We start from the raw sequence: 17,094 nt of genomic DNA on the forward strand, positions 1-17,094 counted from the left end.
CAAGGAACACCCGTCGAAGCGTGCATTGCCATCGTCCGGGCGCGCGCCTAGATTTGCGCGCATGAACGACACCAGCGCCAACGCTCCCCAGAATCCCGCCGGCCCGTGGGCCATTCCCGTCCGGCGGCCGCTGCCCGGCGACGACAAGCCCAAGAGCACGACCAGCTTTCCGCGCAAGGTGTGGAATTTGCTCGTCGCGATCAAGGACGGGCTGGCGCTGGTTTTCCTGTTACTTTTCTTTGTCGCACTGTTCGGGCTTCTCGCGGGGCGTCCCAATGCCGGACTTCCGGTATCCAATGGCGCTTTGCTGCTCGAACTCGACGGCATCGTCACCGAACAGCCAGCCGAGATCGATCCGCTCGCCGCGCTGTCGGGCGGCCAGCAGTTCCGCGAATATCGCACGCGCGACATCGTCCACGCACTCGAAACCGCGGCCGAGGACAAGCGTGTCACCTCGGTCGTGCTCGACCTCGACCGCTTCCTTGGCGGCGGGCAGGTCTCGCTTGCCGATATCGGCGACGCGATCGACAAGGTGCGCGCCAAAAAGAAGCCGGTGCTTGCCTTTGCCACCGCCTATACGACCGACAGCTATCAGCTCGCCGCGCACGCCAGCGAAATCTGGGTCGACGAAATTGGCGGTGTCGCCATCGCCGGTCCGGGCGGATCGCGCCTCTATTACAAGGACTTGCTCGACCGTCTGGGCGTCACCACGCACATCTATCGTGTCGGCACCTTCAAGAGCGCGGTCGAGCCCTTTCTGCGCAGCGACCAGTCACCCGAGGCCAAAGAGGCCGACCTCGCTTATGCCGGCGTGCTCTGGGAACAATGGCTTGGCGACGTCAAAAAAGCGCGACCGAAAGCCAAGGTCGACGCCTTTGTCGCAAGCCCTGCCGACGCGGTGCGCGCGGCGGGGAACGACCTGTCGAAGGCATCGGCCGACGCCGGGCTCGTCGACAAGCTGGGCAGCCGGATGGCGTTCAGCCGCCGCGTTGCAGAGATCAGCGGCACGATGAATGACGAGCGCCCGTGGGAGTTCAACGCGATCCCGCTCGACAATTGGGTTGCCGCCAACCCGCCGAAAACGCCCGGCAGCGCGATTGCGGTCGTGCCCGTCATCGGCGAAATCGTCGACGGCGACGCACCCAACGGCCTCGCAGGCGGCGAGACCATCGCACAGCATATCCTCGATGCCGCCGCCGCCGACGGGGTGAAGGCCATCGTTCTGCGCGTCGATTCGCCCGGCGGATCGGTGATGGCATCCGAACAGATCCGCCAGGCGCTGCTCGCGGCGAAAGCGAAGAAGCTGCCTATCGTCGTCTCGATGGCCAATGTCGCGGCGTCGGGCGGCTATTGGATCGCAACACCCGCCGACCGCATCTTTGCCGAGCCCGACACGATCACCGGCTCGATCGGCGTCTTTGGCATCCTGCCGAGTTTCGACCGCACGCTCGCCAAGATCGGCGTCAACGCCGACGGCATAAAGACCACACCATTGTCGGGGCAGCCCGACCTCTTTGGCGGGATCAACGACGAGTTCAACGCACTCGCGCAGGCGAGCGTCGAGGACGTTTATGCGCGCTTCACGGGCCTTGTCGCCAAGAGCCGCAAGCAGCCACTCGATAAGGTGCTGCCGATTGCGGAAGGCCGCGTCTGGGCGGGCGGCACCGCGCGCCAGATCGGCCTTGTCGACCAGTTCGGCGGCCTGCGTGACGCGATGGCGGCCGCAGCAAAAATCGCGAAAATCGAGGGCGACTATCACGCGAAATATTTTGAGGACGAGCCGAGCGAATTTTCAAAGATGCTCGCCAGCCTGACCGGCGCCGAGCAACAGGAAAGCGCGGCGCTCCCACGCGGCTGGTTCGGCATCGCGGCGCTCAACCGCCAGATGGCCGAACGGCGGCTGGTGCAGGATCTGGCGATGCTCGCCAATGCGGGCTCGATCCAAGCCGCGTGCCTCGACTGCCGCGCCTATCTGCCTGCCGCGCCGCGCCCCTCCGCCGTGCCCGACGGACTGTTCGCGCAGCTGGCGCTATTGCTCAAATAGATCAGGCCGCGACGGCAACACCCTTGGCGTGCTCGGCGATTGCGTCCGCGAGCGTGTCGACGAGCGCGAGCGGCAGGTCATGCCCCATGCCGGGAATCGTCATCAGCCGTGCCCCTGCGATATTGGCGGCAGTGTCGCGCCCGGCCGCAACGGGCACCAGCGGGTCGTCCTCGCCGTGGATGACGAGCGTCGGCGCGGTGATGCGCTTCAGCATCGGGCGACGGTCGCCGTCGGCGACGATCGCCGCCATTTGCCGCGCGACCCCTTGCGGATACCATCCGCGTTCAAAGTCGGACCGCACGCGGCGATGCAGCCGCTCCTCGGCGGCGGGATAGCCGGGGCTTCCGATCACGCGCGCGGCGTTGATCGAATAGGCGATCATGTCTTCGGGATCGCCGCTCATCGGCCGGTTGGCGAGCACCTGCATCGCTTCCTTGCGCGCACGCGGCAGGCGACGATTGCCCGTCGTCGACATCACCGAAGTAAGCGACAGCACGCGGTCCGGCCAGTTGGCCGCAACATGCTGCGCGATCATCCCGCCCATCGATGCGCCGACGATGTGGGCGCGCGCGATGCCCAGATGGTCGAGCAGCGCCATCCCGTCGGCCGCCATGTCCGACAGCGTATAAGCGGGGCGCACGGGCAGGCCGAGCGCAGCCTTCACGAACATCCATTTGAGGTTCGGCACCCCCGCCGCGTCGAACCGCGTCGACAGGCCGACATCGCGATTGTCGTAGCGGATCGTACGAAAGCCATGCGCGTTGAGCGCATCGACGAACTCGTCGGGCCACAGGGTCAACTGTCCGCCCAGTCCCATCACCAGCAGGATGGCCGGCGCATTGCGCGGCCCCTTGTCTTCGAAGGTGATGGTGATGCCGTTTGCGGTCGTCTGGGCGATACTCATGAAAAATCCCTGTTCTCTGCGGCGCTATACGGCCCGAATGGCAGACGCTCGATGGTGCTGACATCGATGTTCACTAGTTGAACGTGCCACAAATTGGCAATTTGGCAAGCTCCGGCGCCGCTTTGCCCTCGCAAGGATCTGCTGCATGCGCTGATACAGGGCCTCGATGCCGCGTGGTCGGTGCTGCGGCTCGAGCAGCATCATCACGATCATCGCCGCCGACGCGGCCAGCAGCCACGGCCCGGCCGGCGCGCTCCCGCGACACGACATGCCGCATCCCGCCGGGTCGACCCCGGCGCCAAAGGCGATCAACAGCGTATCCACGGACGCCACCCGCATGTTTCGCGGGCGATGGGCTATGACGGCTTCGTTAAGCCTTTCTTGCGCGCTCAGGCCGGATCGCCGCGCCCTGTCCCATATATGGGCAGCGCGAGCGACCAGCGGATCGCCGCGCCGCGCAGCAGGAAACCCGCGAGCGCGCCGAGCGGCGCCGCAAGTGCGGTCGGTACGCTCAGCCACAGGAGCAGAAGGAAAAGCCCGGAGGCGAGCGCCGCGGCGGTGACATAGATTTCGGGGCGCATGATGATCGAAGGCGCGCCCGCGAGCACGTCGCGGATGATGCCGCCGACGCAACCGGTAATCACCCCCATCAGCAGCGCAGGAACGGGCGGCACGCCCCATGCCAGCGCCTTCGCCGTCCCGAACACCGCATAGGCGGCAAGCCCCACCGCATCGGCCCATTCGAGAAGCTTTCCGCGCCACCAGCGTTCGGGGGTGATCCACACTATCAGGGCGATCGCAATGCACACCGCCGCTATGACTCCGTCCTGCACCCAGAACACGGGCGCACCGATAAGCAGGTCGCGCACGCTGCCCCCGCCGACGCCGGTCACGAGCGCAAAAAAACTCGCTGTCACCAGCGTTTGTCGCATCCGTACCGCCATCAACGCGCCCGACAGCGCGAAAACGCCGATGCCGATCACGTCGAGCAAGCGGATCAGGGTTTGAGTTTCCATCGATCGTCGAGCTAACATCGTGCCGACGTCCGCACAATGGACGGCGCGAGGAGATTGGCGATGGAGGGAAGATGTACCTGCGGCAGCCTGCGCTACCAAATGACGGCTACGCCGATGATCGTGCATTGTTGCCATTGCCGCTGGTGCCAACGTGAAACCGGCAGCGCCTTTGTCATCAATGCGTTGATCGAATCCGACCGGCTGAAAGTCGAGGGCAATCCCGATCTGGTCATGACGCCGTCTGAAAGTGGAAAAGGGCAGGAAATAGCACGTTGTCCGCGCTGCCGCGTCGCGCTGTGGAGCCACTATCCCAACGCCGGACGGCGCAGTTCCTTCGTCCGCGTCGGCACGCTCGATAATCCCGACGCCTGCCCGCCCGACGTCCATATTTTCACCAGCAGCAAGCAGGCGTGGGTTGCGCTGCCCGACGGCATCCCCGCTTTCGCCGATTTTTACCCGTCGCCGCGGGAGGTCTGGAGCGCCGAAGCAATGGACCGCTGGCGCGCCATGATGGAAGCATAGCGCGCCGCGGACCCGGTCCGGCCGGTCAGATGTGGATCGGCTTCCCCGTCACCGCCATCGCGGCTTCCTTGATTGCCTCGCTGTGCGTCGGGTGCGCGTGGCAGGTGTAGGCAATGTCTTCGGACGTCGCGCCGAATTCCATCGCCTGCGCGGCCTGCGCAATCATCGTCCCGGCGACGCTCGCGATGCACCAGACGCCGAGCACGCGGTCGGTTTTGGCGTCGGCTATCACCTTCACAAAGCCGTCGGGCTCGTGATTGGTCTTGGCGCGGCTGTTGCCGAGCATCGGGAATTTGCCGACCTTGACCGCGGTCTTATCTCCGCCCGCTTTCTCGACCGCCTGCTCTTGCGTCAGACCGACGCCAGCGATTTCGGGCCAGGTATAAACGACCGACGGAATGACATCGTGGTTCACAATGCCCGTCAGCCCGGCGATATTTTCGGCGCAGGCAATGCCTTCATCCTCGGCCTTGTGCGCGAGCATCGGGCCGGGAACGACATCGCCGATTGCCCAGATGCCGGGAACGCTCGTGCGGAAATCATGGTCGGTCTCGATCTGGCCGCGCTGATTGGTCGTCAGCCCCGCCTTGTCGAGTGCGAGGCCGTCGGTGTTGGGCCGCCGGCCGATCGACACGAGCACGACGTCGGCTTCCAGCGTCTCGGCCTCGCCGCCCGCGGCGGGTTCGAGCGTCAGCACCGCCTTCTTTCCCTTCACCTCGGCCTTCGTCACCTTGGTCTTGAGCTTGAATTCGATGCCCTGCTTCTTGAAGATCTTGTTCGCTTCCTTGCGAACGTCGCCGTCCATGCCGGGCAGGATCTGGTCGAGGAATTCGACGCAGGTCACCTTGGCACCCAGGCGGCGCCACACGCTGCCGAGCTCGAGCCCGATTACCCCGCCCCCGATGACGACCATGTGCCCGGGAACCTTGGCGAGTTCGAGCGCGCCGGTCGAATCGACAATCACGCCCTTGTCATTGTCGACGTCCACACCGGGAAGCGGCGTCACCGACGACCCCGTCGCGACGACAATATTCTTGGCGCGATAGGATTTGCCGTCGACCTCGACCGTGTCGGCGGCGGTGAATTTGGCATAGCCCTTCAGCCAGTCGACCTTGTTCTTGCGGAACAGCATCTCGATGCCGCCGGTCAGGCCCTTGACCGCGTCCTTGCGCTGGCTGTGCATCGCGTCGAGGTCGAGCCTGGGTTCGACCATCACGCCCATCTTGGCCATCATGCCGCCCGCCGCCGCCTCGAAATACTCCGACGCATGCAACATCGCCTTCGACGGGATGCAGCCGACGTTGAGGCACGTTCCGCCCAGCGTCCCGCGTCCTTCGGCACACGCGGTCTTCAGCCCAAGCTGCGCCGCGCGGATCGCCGCAACATAGCCGCCGGGACCGGCACCGATGACAAGAACGTCGTAGTCGTAATCAGCCATGGTTCACTCCAATTGTGTTCCTGCGAACGCAGGAACCCAGGGCGTTAAAGGGAAAGACTGTCGAACAAATCCAGCCATTGCGGATTTTCACGCTCGATCAGTTCAACCTTCCACGCCCGCTTCCATTTCTTCATTTGCAGTTCGCGCTGACGCGCCTGCTGAATATCGTCAAACGCCTGATACCAGACCAGCCGCATGCAGCCATATTTCTTGGTGAAGCTGTCGACCACCTCATTCCGGTGCTGCCAGACCCTTTTAAGCAAGTCACTGGTAACACCCAGATATGTCGTTCCATTGCGGCCGCTGGCCATCAGGTAGAGATATCCGGGTCTGTTCACCTACATCTCCAGCGCTCCGGTGTAAGCTGGAGCCCAAGGGTCAGTTCGCACCAATAGCGCAATTCCGCCCTGGGCTCCTGCGTTCGCAGGAGCACATCATTTACAAATCGATCAGCAACCGCGTCGGGTCCTCGATCGCTTCCTTGATCGTCTTCAGGAAGGTCACCGCCTCGCGGCCGTCGACCAGGCGATGGTCATAGCTCAGCGCCAGATACATCATCGGCCGCACGACGACTTCGCCGTTCACGACCACCGCGCGGTCCTCGATGCGGTGAAGGCCGAGCACCGCCGACTGCGGCGGGTTGATGATCGGGGTCGACATCAGCGATCCGAACACGCCGCCGTTCGAAATGGTGAAGGTGCCGCCGGTCATGTCGTCCATCGTCAGCGTGCCGTCCTTGGCGCGCTTGCCGAAGTCGCCGATCGTCTTTTCGATCTCGGCAAAGCTCAGCGTCTCGGCATTGCGGATGACGGGAACGACGAGCCCGCTCGGCCCGCTGACCGCGACCGAAATGTCCATATAATTGTTATAGACGATCTCGTCGCCGTCGATCCGGCCGTTGACCGCCGGAATATCCTTGAGCGCGAGGCAGGCGGCCTTGCTGAAAAAGCCCATGAAGCCCAGGCGGACGCCGTGCTTCTTTTCGAACAGGTCCTTGTACCTGGCGCGCGCCTCGATCACCGCCGACATGTCGACGTCGTTGAAGGTCGTCAGCATCGCCGCCGTGTCCTGCGCAGCCTTGAGCCGCTTGGCGATCGTCTGGCGCAGGCGCGTCATCTTAACGCGCTCTTCCTGACGGCCCGGCGCCGCAGCGGGCGCGGGCGCCACAGCGGCGGGGGCCGGCGCGGGCGACGCGTCGGGCGCGGCGTTGGCGGCGGCGAGCACATCTTCCTTGGTCAGTCGGCCGTCCTTGCCGGTGCCCTTGATCTTCGTGGGGTCGAGGCCATGCTCGAGCACGAGGCGGCGGACCGCGGGCGACATCGTCGTCACGGTATCAACGCTGTCACCGCCCGACGTCGCGGGCGCAGGTGCGGCGGCTTCGGCCTTCGCCTCGGCCTTGGCTGCAGCGGGTGCGGCGGTCTTGCCGTCGCCGGCTTCGATCGTCGCGATCACCGCGCCGACGTTGACCGTGTCGCCGACCGCGACGACCTGTTGCCCCATCACCCCTGCCACCGGCGAAGGCACTTCGATCGCGACCTTGTCGGTTTCGAGGCTGGCGATCGGCTCGTCGACGGCGACCGCCTCGCCGGGCTGCTTCAGCCATTCGCCGATCGTCGCTTCGGTGACGCTTTCGCCGAGAGTGGGAACTTTGACTTCGGTTGTCATTGGCAATTTCCTTGCGGGGTGTCAGGCTTTGGTCTTGGTGCGGCGAATTTCCGCGCGGACGTCGAGGCCGAGCGCATCGGCGACGAGCGCCGCCTGTTCGGTCTGGTGGCGGCTCATCAGGCCGGTCGCGGGCGACGCGGCGGCGTGCCGACCGGCATAACGCGGCCGCATGCCCTTGTGCCCCGCCTCGTTCAGCGATTCCTCGATCAGTTCCTCGACAAAGAACCATGCACCATTGTTGCGCGGCTCTTCCTGCGCCCAGACCAGGGCTTCGAGATTCTTCATCCGCTTGAGCCGGATCGCAAGCGCTTCGCCCGGGAAGGGGTAGAGCTGTTCGACGCGCACGACGCTGACATCGTCGAGCCCGGCGCTGTCGCGCGCTTCCATCAGGTCATAGGCGACCTTGCCCGAGCAGAGGACAAGGCGTTTGACCTTGTCGTCGGCGGGCGGGTTCAGGTCGGACTTGATCCGCATGAAATGGCTGTCGCCCAGGAATTCGTCGCGGCTGCTGACCGCCTGCTTGTGGCGCAGCAGCGACTTGGGCGTCATGATGATCAGCGGCTTGCGGAAATCGCGGAGCATCTGGCGGCGCAGCACGTGGAAGTAATTGGCCGGCGTGGTGATGTTGCACACCTGGATATTGTCGCCCGCGCACAGTTGCAGGAAGCGTTCGAGCCGTGCCGAGCTATGCTCCGGCCCCTGCCCTTCATAGCCGTGCGGGAGCAGCATCACGAGGCCGTTGGCGCGCAGCCACTTGGCTTCGCCCGACGCGATGAACTGGTCGATCATGATCTGCGCGCCGTTCGCAAAGTCGCCGAACTGCGCTTCCCACAGCACGAGGCTCTTGGGATCGGCCATCGCATAGCCATATTCGAAGCCGAGCACGCCATATTCGCTCAGCGGGCTGTCGAGTACCTCGAACCGGCCGTGCGGCAGCGTTTTCAGCGGCACATATTTGGCTTCGGTCGTCTGGTCGACCCAGACGGCGTGGCGCTGGCTGAAGGTTCCGCGGCCCGAGTCCTGTCCCGACAGACGGACCTGATAGCCTTCGCTGATCAGCGTGCCAAAGGCGAGTGCCTCGCCGGTCGCCCAGTCGAAATTCTCGCCCGATTTGAACATCTCGGCGCGGCCGTCGATCACGCGGCGGAGCGTCTTGTGAACGTCGACGTCGTCGGGAACGGTCGTGATCGTGCGGCCGATCGCGTCGAACAGCTTGCGCTCGACGCCCGTTTCGACGTTGCGGCGGGTGCTGCCTTCATCCTTCGGCGCATAAAGGCCCGACCAGCGTCCGGCGAACCAGTCGGCCTTGTTCGCCTTGTAATTGGCGCCAAGCTTGAACTCGTCCTCCAGATAGGCCGTAAATTCGGCGCGGTGCTGCGCGACGAAATCGCCGTCGATCACGCCTTCCTCGACCAGCCGCGCCGCGAACATTTCGCTCACCGGCGGGTGCTTGCGAATGCTCTTGTACATCAGCGGCTGGGTAAAGCTCGGCTCGTCGCCCTCATTGTGGCCGAAGCGGCGATAGCACCACATGTCGATCACGATATCGCGCTTGAACTGCTGGCGGAAATCGATCGCGAGCTTGCACGCAAAGGTCACCGCCTCGGGATCGTCGCCGTTGACGTGGAGGATCGGCGCCTGCACGCCTTTTGCGACGTCCGACGGATAGGGTGACGATCTGGCAAATTGCGGGCTCGTCGTAAAACCGATCTGGTTATTGACGATGAAGTGAATGCAGCCGCCGGTATTGTAACCGGGAACGCCCGAAAAGCCGAGGCACTCCCACACAATCCCCTGTCCGGCGAACGCCGCGTCGCCGTGGATCAGCACCGGCAGCACCTGTTCGTGCTTGTCGAGGTCGTCGCGGTGGACCTGTTGCGCGCGCACCTTGCCGAGCACGACCGGATCGACCGCCTCGAGGTGCGAAGGGTTGGGGACGAGCGACATATGGACGCTGATCCCGTCGAACTCGCGGTCGGTCGAGGTGCCGAGGTGATATTTGACGTCGCCCGAGCCGCCGACATCGTCGGGGTTCGCGCTGCCGCCCGAAAATTCGTGAAAGATGACGTGATAGGGCTTGGCCATCACGTTCGCGAGCATGTTGAGCCGCCCGCGGTGCGCCATGCCGTACACGATCTCGCGCAAGCCGTATTGGCCGCCATATTTGATGATCGCTTCCATCGCGGGGATCATCGCTTCGCCGCCGTCGAGCCCGAAACGCTTGGTGCCGACATATTTCTTGGCGAGGAATTTTTCCCATTCCTCGGCGTCGATCACCTTCTTGAGGATGGCCTGCTTGCCCTCCTTGGTGAACTCGACGCGCTTGTCGGCGCCCTCCATCCGGTCCTGCAGGAAGCGGCGTTCCTCGACATCGGCGATGTGCATATATTCGAGGCCGACATGCCCGCAGTAATTGGCGCGCAGGATCGATACGATTTCACGTACAGTCGCCTTTTCGAGACCGAGCGCACCGCCGATGAACACGGGGCGATCCTGATCGGCGCCGACGAAGCCGTGAAACTCGGGAGTGAGATCGGCGGGAAGCTCGCGCTGCGTCAGGCCGAGCGGATCGAGCTGCGCTGCCAGATGCCCGCGCACGCGATAGGTGCGGATCAGCATCATCGCGCGGATCGAATCATTCGCGGCGCGTTCGACCTCGGCGGCGGGCAGCGGCGTTCCGGCCTTCGCCGCCGCGGCTTTGACCGCAACCTGCATCTGCTGCGGGTCGAGCGCGGCGGTCATGTCGTCGCTGTCGATCAGCGGCCAGTTCTTCGGCGCCCAGCTCGGGCCGGCCTGCGGCTCGTCGATGTCAAAGCTCTGTCGTTCGAGGTTCATTTTCTAATCCATTCTCTCGGGAGAAATGGCTCCGGGGAGGAGTTGAGCAAGCGCCCACCAGCTACGACCGTTGCCGGCGGGCGCTTAAATCACACGCGTTCCTTGAGCAGGTCGGCGAGCGTCGTGCCCAGTTCGGACGGGCTTGCCGACACCTTGATGCCCGCGGCTTCCATCGCCGCGATCTTGCTTTCGGCGTCGCCCTTGCCGCCCGACACGATCGCGCCGGCGTGGCCCATGCGACGGCCCGGAGGCGCGGTGCGGCCCGCGATGAAGCCAGCCATCGGCTTCTTGCGACCGCGCTTGGCTTCGTCGATCAGGAACTGCGCCGCCTGCTCCTCGGCGTCGCCGCCAATTTCGCCGATCATGATGATCGACTTGGTCGCTTCGTCGGCGAGGAAGAGTTCGAGCACGTCGATGAAGTTGGTGCCGTTGACCGGGTCGCCGCCGATGCCGACCGCGGTCGTCTGGCCCAGCCCGACGTTCGTCGTCTGGAACACCGCTTCATAGGTCAGCGTGCCCGAACGCGAGACGACGCCAACGCTGCCCTTCGAAAAGATGCTGCCGGGCATGATGCCGATCTTGCATTCACCGGGCGTCAGCACGCCGGGGCAGTTCGGGCCAATCAGGCGCGACTTCGATCCCGACAGCGCGCGCTTCACCTTGACCATGTCGAGCACCGGAATGCCCTCGGTGATGCAGACGATCAGTTCCATCTCGGCGTCGATCGCCTCGAGGATCGAGTCGGCGGCGAACGGCGGCGGCACATAGATGCAGCTCGCGGTCGCGCCGGTCACCGACTTGGCCTCGGCAACGGTATCGAACATCGGCAGGCCGATGTGCGTCGTGCCGCCCTTGCCCGGCGTCACGCCGCCGACCATCTGCGTGCCATAGGCGAGCGCCTGTTCGGTGTGGAAGGTGCCGGTGGCGCCGGTCATCCCTTGCGTGATGACTTTGGTATTCTTGTCGATGAGGATGCTCATTTACTAATTCCTATCGTCTGTTCGGCTTCAGCCGCGCGCCGCGTTTCAGCGGCCATATTCAAACCAAAAAAGCGCCGCGCCAAAGGCCAGAGCAAAATCGCGAGACATTCCAGAAGGAGTATCACTGTGACGCCATCTGCGACCCCGGCGTACGCAGCCTTGTTTCCAAGGAGCGGCGGAGCGCCGTACGCGGAAATCAGGACAACGGTGCAATAGAATGCCGCAATCGCGCACACCACCCTAAGCGCCATGCCACCTGCCAACTTGAAAATCAGATACTGGATGCCGCCGACCACGAGGATCGGCGTCCCGATCAGGATGCCAAGGAGCAGGAACAGGTCCATCAGGCGAGGCTGGGATCCAGCGCCTTGCACGCGTCGAGCAGTTCCTTGACCGCATCGACCGACACCTGAAGCCCCGCCTTGTCTTCGGCATCAAGTTCGATCTCGACGATCTTCTCGACCCCGCCCGCACCGATCATCACCGGCACGCCGACATAAAGGCCATCGAGGCCGTACTGGCCATCGACATAAGCGGCGCAGGGCAGGATGCGCTTCTGGTCGCCGAGGTAAGCTTCGGCCATCGCGATGCCGCTCGCGGCCGGCGCATAGAAAGCCGAACCGGTGCCGAGCAGCGCGACGATCTCGCCGCCGCCGCCGCGCGTGCGCTTGACGATCGCGTCGATCTTGTCCTGGCTCGACAGGCCCATCTTGACCAGGTCGGGAACCGGAATGCCATTGACCGTCGAATAGCGGACGACGGGGACCATAGTGTCGCCATGGCCGCCGAGGACGAAGGTGTTCACATCCTTCACCGACACGTCGAATTCGTCGGCGATGAAGTGGCTGAAGCGCGCCGAATCGAGCACGCCGGCCATGCCGACGACCTTGTTGTGCGGCAGGCCCGAAAACTCGCGCAGCGCCCAGACCATTGCGTCGAGCGGATTGGTGATGCAGATGACGAAGGCGTCGGGGGCGTTGGCCTTGATGCCTTCGCCGACGGCCTTCATGACTTTCAAATTGATGCCGAGCAGATCGTCGCGGCTCATCCCCGGCTTGCGGGCGACCCCGGCCGTGACGATGATGACATCGGCGCCGGCGATGTCCTTGTAATCGTTCGAACCGGTTATTTTCGCGTCGAAGCCCGCGATCGGGCCGACCTGCGACAGGTCGAGCGCCTTGCCCTGCGGCACGCCTTCGACCACGTCGAACAGCACGACGTCGCCGAGCTCCTTCTGCGCGGCGAGCAGCGCCAGTGTTCCGCCGATATTCCCGGCTCCGATCAAAGCGATCTTCTTGCGTCCCATGGCGCGCGGCACTCCCTTCCTGGCAAGCCCGGCAATGTGGTTCACAGACCGACGGGAGCACGGGCTAAAGCCCCGAACCGGTCCCAAAGACTGGCGACGCCCCTACGCCGATTCCGTTAAGGAAACAACCGCCAAAAGCACGTTTTTCCGGGTTTTTCTGCAAATAGTTCGCAATAACATTAAGCTGCAACAAGCGGCTGCGTTGCGGATCAAGTGCGCGCGTTGAAATATTATTGTCGCATTTGCTTTGCGCCGGGACGCAATCGGCCTAGCCTGACCGCGCCGGACTCAAATCCTGACGGGGATACGCATATGCTCCGAAAGCGTTGCAGCGCAATCGCGACCCTGTTCGCGCTCGGCCTTGCCGCTCCCGCTGCTGCGAGCGAGAAAGGTTGGGACGACGCGGGCACAATCGCCAAGAACGCGCTCGTCGTCGCGGCCTTCGCGGTTCCGGCGGTGCAGGAGGATTGGGACGGCGCGCTGCAGGCGGGCGGCAGCATCGGCGGCACGATCCTCGTCACGCAGGGCCTCAAGGAAATCTTTCCTTCGCGGCGACCTGACGGCAGCGACGACCGCAGTTTCCCGTCGGGGCATACGTCGACGAGCTTCGCCGCCGCAGCGACGCTTCACAACCGCTACGGCTGGGAGGCGGGGCTTCCCGCCTATGTCGTCGCCTCCTTCGTCGGCCTGTCGCGCGTCGAGGCGCGCAAGCACCGCGTCGGCGATGTGCTCGTCGGCGCCGCGATCGGCACCGCGACGGGGCATCTCATCACGCGCAAGGCGAACGCGCGCGTGCAGATCGTTCCGTGGGGCGACACGAAAAGCGCCGGGATCGACATGACGTTGCGTTTCTGAATCCCACGGGCCGAGCGTAGATTTGCGCAGACGCCGATTAACCCTCACTTATCCCTGCCCTGTTATCGTGGAAAGCGTGACGCGCGCGATCATCAGCTTTGACACCGAATTGTCGGCCGCCCTCTTTCAGCGGGGTGCCGACGCGCGCGCCAATTTCGAAAGCTCGATCCTCGGCCGTTGTCGCGACGGCGATTTCGGCATCCATTTCCAGATGGACATGCTCGAACGCCATGGCCTGACCGGCGTCTGGTTCGTCGACCCGATGCCCGCGCTTGTCTATGGCCCCGCGATCGTCGACGAAATCGTCGCGCCGATCGTCGCCCGCGGGCACGAAGTGCAGCTCCATATTCACACCGAATGGCTGGAATTCGCGCGCTTCAACCCGGTCGGGCGGCTTAACGGGCGCAACATCGGCGACTTCCCCTTTACCGCGCAAAAGAAGCTGATCGCCCTTTCCCGCGACATATTGATCGGCGCCGGGGCACCGCGCCCGATCGCATTCCGTGCAGGAAATTTCGGCGCCAATGACGACACGCTACGCGCGGTCGCGGCGCTCGGCTTCCGCTTCGACAGCAGCTTCAACGGCGCGTGGCGCGGCCAGGGCTGCGACATTTCGCTCGACCCCGGCAATATCGGGATGCGCCACCATCAGGGCATCTGCGAAGTGCCCGTCAGCGGACTGCTCGACCGCAGCAACCGCTTTCGCCCCGCGCAGCTTTGCGCGATGTCCGAAGAGGAAATGCGCGACGCGCTCGACCATGCGGCGGCGAGCGGCGCGATCCAGTTTTCGGCATTCAGCCACAGTTTCGAGTTGCTCAGCCGCGACCGCGCCGTTCCGAACCGCCTCGCGATCGCACGGATGGAGGCGCTGTGCCGCGCGGTCGCCGACGACCCGCGCGTCACCAGCGGCGGCTATGTCGATCTGCCCACCCCGCCGTCGCAGCCGCGCCGCATCCGGCTCGCGCGTCCAAAGCCGCTGCGCACCGCGCGCCGTATCGTCGAGCAGGCGGCGGGCCACCTCGCGCACGAAGTCCGCTACGTCCGCGACCTCATCTCCGTCGCGGTCAATTCGTCGCGCTGGGGCAAGATTCTAAGCGGCGTCATCCTGGCCGTGGCCTAGCGCCAGATAGGCGTCGGACTGCATTTCGGCGAGGCGGCTCGCCGTCCGTTCGAACTCGAACGCGCCGTCGCCCGCAACATAGAGAGCATCGGGCTCGGCCGCCGCGCTCGCAAGCAGCTTGACCTTATATTCGTAAAGCGCGTCGACCAGCGTCACGAAGCGCGCCGCCTCGTTGCGGTTCTCCGGCCCCATCCTGGGAATGCCGACGATGATTACCGTGTGAAATTGCTGCGCGACCGCCAGATAATCCGCCGCGCCGCGCGCCGCGCCGCAAAGCCGCTTGAACGAAAAGACCGCAACGCCCTTCAGCGCCTTCGGGACGTGCAGCGTCCGCCCGCCGCCGACGTCGAGATCGAGCGAAGGCACATGCGCGCGGTCCTCGGGCGGATAGTCGGTGAGGCGGAAAAAGGCGGCCGATAGCGCCGCGCTCGCCGCATCGTCGGCGGGAACGAACCAGCGCGCGCCATCGCCAAGCCGGTCGCGACGATAGTCGGTCGGGCCGTTGAGTCCGAGGATATCGAGCCTCTGCTCGATCAGCGCGATAAAGGGCAGGAAATGCTCGCGATTGAGCCCGTCCTTGTAGAGGTCCTGCGGCGGGCGGTTCGACGTCGCGACGACGGTGACGCCGCGGTCGACCAGCGCGGTGAACAGCCGCGAGAGGATCATCGCGTCGGCGCTGTTGTTCACCACCATCTCGTCGAACGCGAGGCAGCGGACATTTTCGGCGAGCGCCGCCGCGACGAGCGGGATCGGGTCGCCGCTCTCGCTCTTGCGCACCTCGCGCATCCGCGCATGGACGTCGAGCATGAAGGCGTGGAAATGGACGCGGCGCTTTCGCTGGATGTGGAGCGCGTCGTAGAACAGGTCCATCAGCATCGACTTGCCGCGCCCGACCGCGCCCCACAAATAGACGCCGCGCGGTGCGTCGGGCTTGCGCCCGGTAATCCGCCAGAGGAGGCTGCCGCGCGGCGGCACGGCCTCGAGCTCGCGCTGGAGCGCGTCGAGCCGCTCGGCCGCCGCGCGTTGCTCAGGGTCGGACCGCAGCTCGCCCGCAGCAATCAACGCATCATAATGCGCGAGGATGGTCGTCAACGCTTGGTCGCCTTGCGGATCGTCCCCGCAAAGCTCAGCACGATATGCGCGTCACCCGCGCCCTGCACGACCAGCCCGCGCAGGAAGATCAGCCGCCCCGTCTCGCGCACCAGCTCGACCACCGCGTCCATCGGCTCGCCGATCCGCCCCGCGCCGACGAATTGCGTCGACAGGTCGAGCGTCACCGAATGGCCCGCGTCGAGCGAGCCGAACTGATGCGACGCCGCGAAGAGCGCGATGTCGACAAGCGCGAGCGTCACCGCGCCGTGGACATTGTCGCCGAGATTGCTGTGTTTGCGCTCGGGCACCATCCGCACCCGCGCGCGCGGACGACCGTCGGGAGTCGGATCTTCGACGCGCACCGACAGCGGCTCGATGAAGCCATTGAAGCGGCTCGGGTCTTTCAGGTTCCAGCTGACCCAACCGTCGGGCAACTCCTCGGCGGTGAAATTCTCGCGCCGCTTGGGTTCTTCAATGCCGTCGTTCACACCTGCCGCTCGGCCTCGAGCTTCTTGATCTCGGCAATCGCGCGCGCGGGGTTGAGCCCCTTGGGGCACGCATTGGCGCAGTTCATGATCGTGTGGCAGCGATAGAGTCGGAACGGGTCCTCGAGCTCGTCGAGCCGCTCACCCGTCATTTCGTCGCGGCTGTCCGCAAGCCAGCGATAGGCCTGCAGCAGGATCGCAGGGCCGAGGAACTTGTCGCTGTTCCACCAATAGCTCGGGCAGCTCGTCGAGCAGCATGCGCACAGGATGCACTCGTAAAGCCCGTCGAGCTTCTCGCGCTCGGCGGGGCTCTGCAGCCTTTCCTTGCCGCTGGGGGTCGTCGTCTTGGTCTTCAGCCAGGGTTCGATCGACGCATACTGCGCATAGAAATGGGTGAAATCGGGGACGAGGTCCTTGATGACTTCCATGTGCGGCAGCGGGGTGATCGTGATGTCGCCCTTCAAATCCTCGATCGCGGTCGTGCAGGCGAGGCCGTTCTTGCCGTTCATGTTCATCGAGCAGCTGCCGCAAATGCCCTCGCGGCACGAGCGGCGGAAGGTCAGCGACGCGTCCTGCTCGCTCTTCATCTTGATGAGCGCATCGAGCACCATCGGCCCGCACTTTTCGGTGTCGATCTCGAACGTGTCGAAGCGCGGATTCGCGCCCTTGTCGGGGTCGTAGCGATAGACTTTGAACTTTTTGACGTTGGTCGCCCCCTCGGCCTTGTGGACCGTGCCGCCCTTTTGGACGCGGCTGTTCTTGGGCAGGCGAAATTCGGCCATATCGGGCTCCCTTGTGCAGTCGGCGGTCGGACTAGACCCGTTGCGCGGCG

Annotated in this window: 16 protein-coding genes; 4 read left to right on the forward strand and 12 right to left on the reverse strand. The window is 64.7% G+C overall.

The features are described from left to right. Nucleotides 1-61 precede the first annotated feature (61 nt). A complete protein-coding gene (gene sppA, locus H7692_RS07400) occupies nt 62-2,044 on the forward strand; it encodes a signal peptide peptidase SppA (RefSeq protein ID WP_222135503.1) in 1,983 nt (660 codons plus the stop codon). 1 nt (nt 2,045) lies between these two features. Here sppA and H7692_RS07405 read toward each other — a convergent pair whose 3' ends face one another. Together H7692_RS07405 and H7692_RS07410 are read right to left on the reverse strand one after the other, a co-directional pair. After that, a complete protein-coding gene (locus H7692_RS07405; RefSeq protein WP_222135502.1) occupies nt 2,046-2,948 on the reverse strand; it encodes an alpha/beta fold hydrolase in 903 nt (300 codons plus the stop codon). Between the two features lie 389 nt (nt 2,949-3,337). Next, nucleotides 3,338-3,964 (reverse strand): trimeric intracellular cation channel family protein, encoded by a 627-nt coding sequence (locus tag H7692_RS07410; protein ID WP_201928952.1) that lies wholly within the window; start codon nt 3,962-3,964, stop codon nt 3,338-3,340. Nucleotides 3,965-4,024: 60 nt separating this feature from the next. Here H7692_RS07410 and H7692_RS07415 point away from each other — a divergent pair, with 60 nt between their 5' ends. Further along, nucleotides 4,025-4,486: a GFA family protein gene (locus H7692_RS07415; protein ID WP_222135501.1), complete on the forward strand. Its 462-nt coding sequence runs from the start codon at nt 4,025-4,027 to the stop codon at nt 4,484-4,486. A gap of 25 nt (nt 4,487-4,511) precedes the next feature. Here the strand turns inward: H7692_RS07415 and lpdA are convergent, their stop codons facing one another. From lpdA to mdh, 7 genes are all read right to left on the reverse strand, one after another. After that, complete coding sequence (gene lpdA, locus H7692_RS07420; protein WP_222135500.1) at nt 4,512-5,924, reverse strand: dihydrolipoyl dehydrogenase; 1,413 nt, start codon at nt 5,922-5,924, stop codon at nt 4,512-4,514. Between the two features lie 44 nt (nt 5,925-5,968). Further along, nucleotides 5,969-6,262, reverse strand: coding sequence for a GIY-YIG nuclease family protein (locus H7692_RS07425; RefSeq protein WP_314816802.1), 294 nt, complete (start codon nt 6,260-6,262; stop codon nt 5,969-5,971). A gap of 100 nt (nt 6,263-6,362) precedes the next feature. Further along, a complete protein-coding gene (gene odhB, locus H7692_RS07430; RefSeq protein ID WP_201928949.1) occupies nt 6,363-7,589 on the reverse strand; it encodes a 2-oxoglutarate dehydrogenase complex dihydrolipoyllysine-residue succinyltransferase in 1,227 nt (408 codons plus the stop codon). A gap of 21 nt (nt 7,590-7,610) precedes the next feature. Further along, complete coding sequence (locus H7692_RS07435) at nt 7,611-10,424, reverse strand: 2-oxoglutarate dehydrogenase E1 component (RefSeq protein WP_201928948.1); 2,814 nt, start codon at nt 10,422-10,424, stop codon at nt 7,611-7,613. Nucleotides 10,425-10,513: 89 nt separating this feature from the next. Further along, nucleotides 10,514-11,404, reverse strand: coding sequence for a succinate--CoA ligase subunit alpha (gene sucD / locus H7692_RS07440; RefSeq protein ID WP_222135498.1), 891 nt, complete (start codon nt 11,402-11,404; stop codon nt 10,514-10,516). After that, nucleotides 11,401-11,748 carry a hypothetical protein gene (locus tag H7692_RS07445; protein ID WP_222135497.1) on the reverse strand — a complete coding sequence of 116 codons (348 nt, stop codon included), beginning with the start codon at nt 11,746-11,748 and terminating at the stop codon, nt 11,401-11,403. Before H7692_RS07445 ends, sucD begins: the two co-directional genes overlap by 4 nt. After that, nucleotides 11,748-12,710 (reverse strand): malate dehydrogenase, encoded by a 963-nt coding sequence (gene mdh, locus H7692_RS07450; protein ID WP_222135496.1) that lies wholly within the window; start codon nt 12,708-12,710, stop codon nt 11,748-11,750. Before mdh ends, H7692_RS07445 begins: the two co-directional genes overlap by 1 nt. A 312-nt stretch (nt 12,711-13,022) precedes the next feature. Here mdh and H7692_RS07455 point away from each other — a divergent pair, with 312 nt between their 5' ends. Further along, the gene (locus H7692_RS07455) at nt 13,023-13,565 is read left to right on the forward strand and encodes a phosphatase PAP2 family protein (protein WP_222135495.1); all 543 of its coding nucleotides are present in this window, start codon (nt 13,023-13,025) and stop codon (nt 13,563-13,565) included. Between the two features lie 76 nt (nt 13,566-13,641). Continuing rightward, entirely contained in the window at nt 13,642-14,685 is a 1,044-nt protein-coding gene (locus H7692_RS07460) for a polysaccharide deacetylase family protein (protein ID WP_222135494.1), read from the forward strand. Here the strand turns inward: H7692_RS07460 and zapE are convergent. The 3 genes from zapE to H7692_RS07475 are packed head-to-tail and all read right to left on the reverse strand — an operon-like array spanning nt 14,656 to nt 17,044. Beyond that, nucleotides 14,656-15,777, reverse strand: coding sequence for a cell division protein ZapE (gene zapE / locus H7692_RS07465; protein WP_222135493.1), 1,122 nt, complete (start codon nt 15,775-15,777; stop codon nt 14,656-14,658). The two genes, H7692_RS07460 and zapE, sit on opposite strands and share 30 nt — an antisense overlap. Next, nucleotides 15,774-16,265 (reverse strand): PaaI family thioesterase, encoded by a 492-nt coding sequence (locus H7692_RS07470; RefSeq protein ID WP_201928942.1) that lies wholly within the window; start codon nt 16,263-16,265, stop codon nt 15,774-15,776. The genes zapE and H7692_RS07470 overlap by 4 nt, the downstream gene beginning before the upstream one ends. Continuing rightward, complete coding sequence (locus H7692_RS07475; RefSeq protein ID WP_201928941.1) at nt 16,262-17,044, reverse strand: succinate dehydrogenase iron-sulfur subunit; 783 nt, start codon at nt 17,042-17,044, stop codon at nt 16,262-16,264. The genes H7692_RS07470 and H7692_RS07475 overlap by 4 nt, the downstream gene beginning before the upstream one ends. Nucleotides 17,045-17,094 lie beyond the last annotated feature (50 nt).

The organism is Sphingopyxis sp. P8 (genome assembly GCF_020622175.1).
Classification (GTDB): Bacteria; Pseudomonadota; Alphaproteobacteria; order Sphingomonadales; family Sphingomonadaceae; genus Sphingopyxis; species Sphingopyxis jiangsuensis.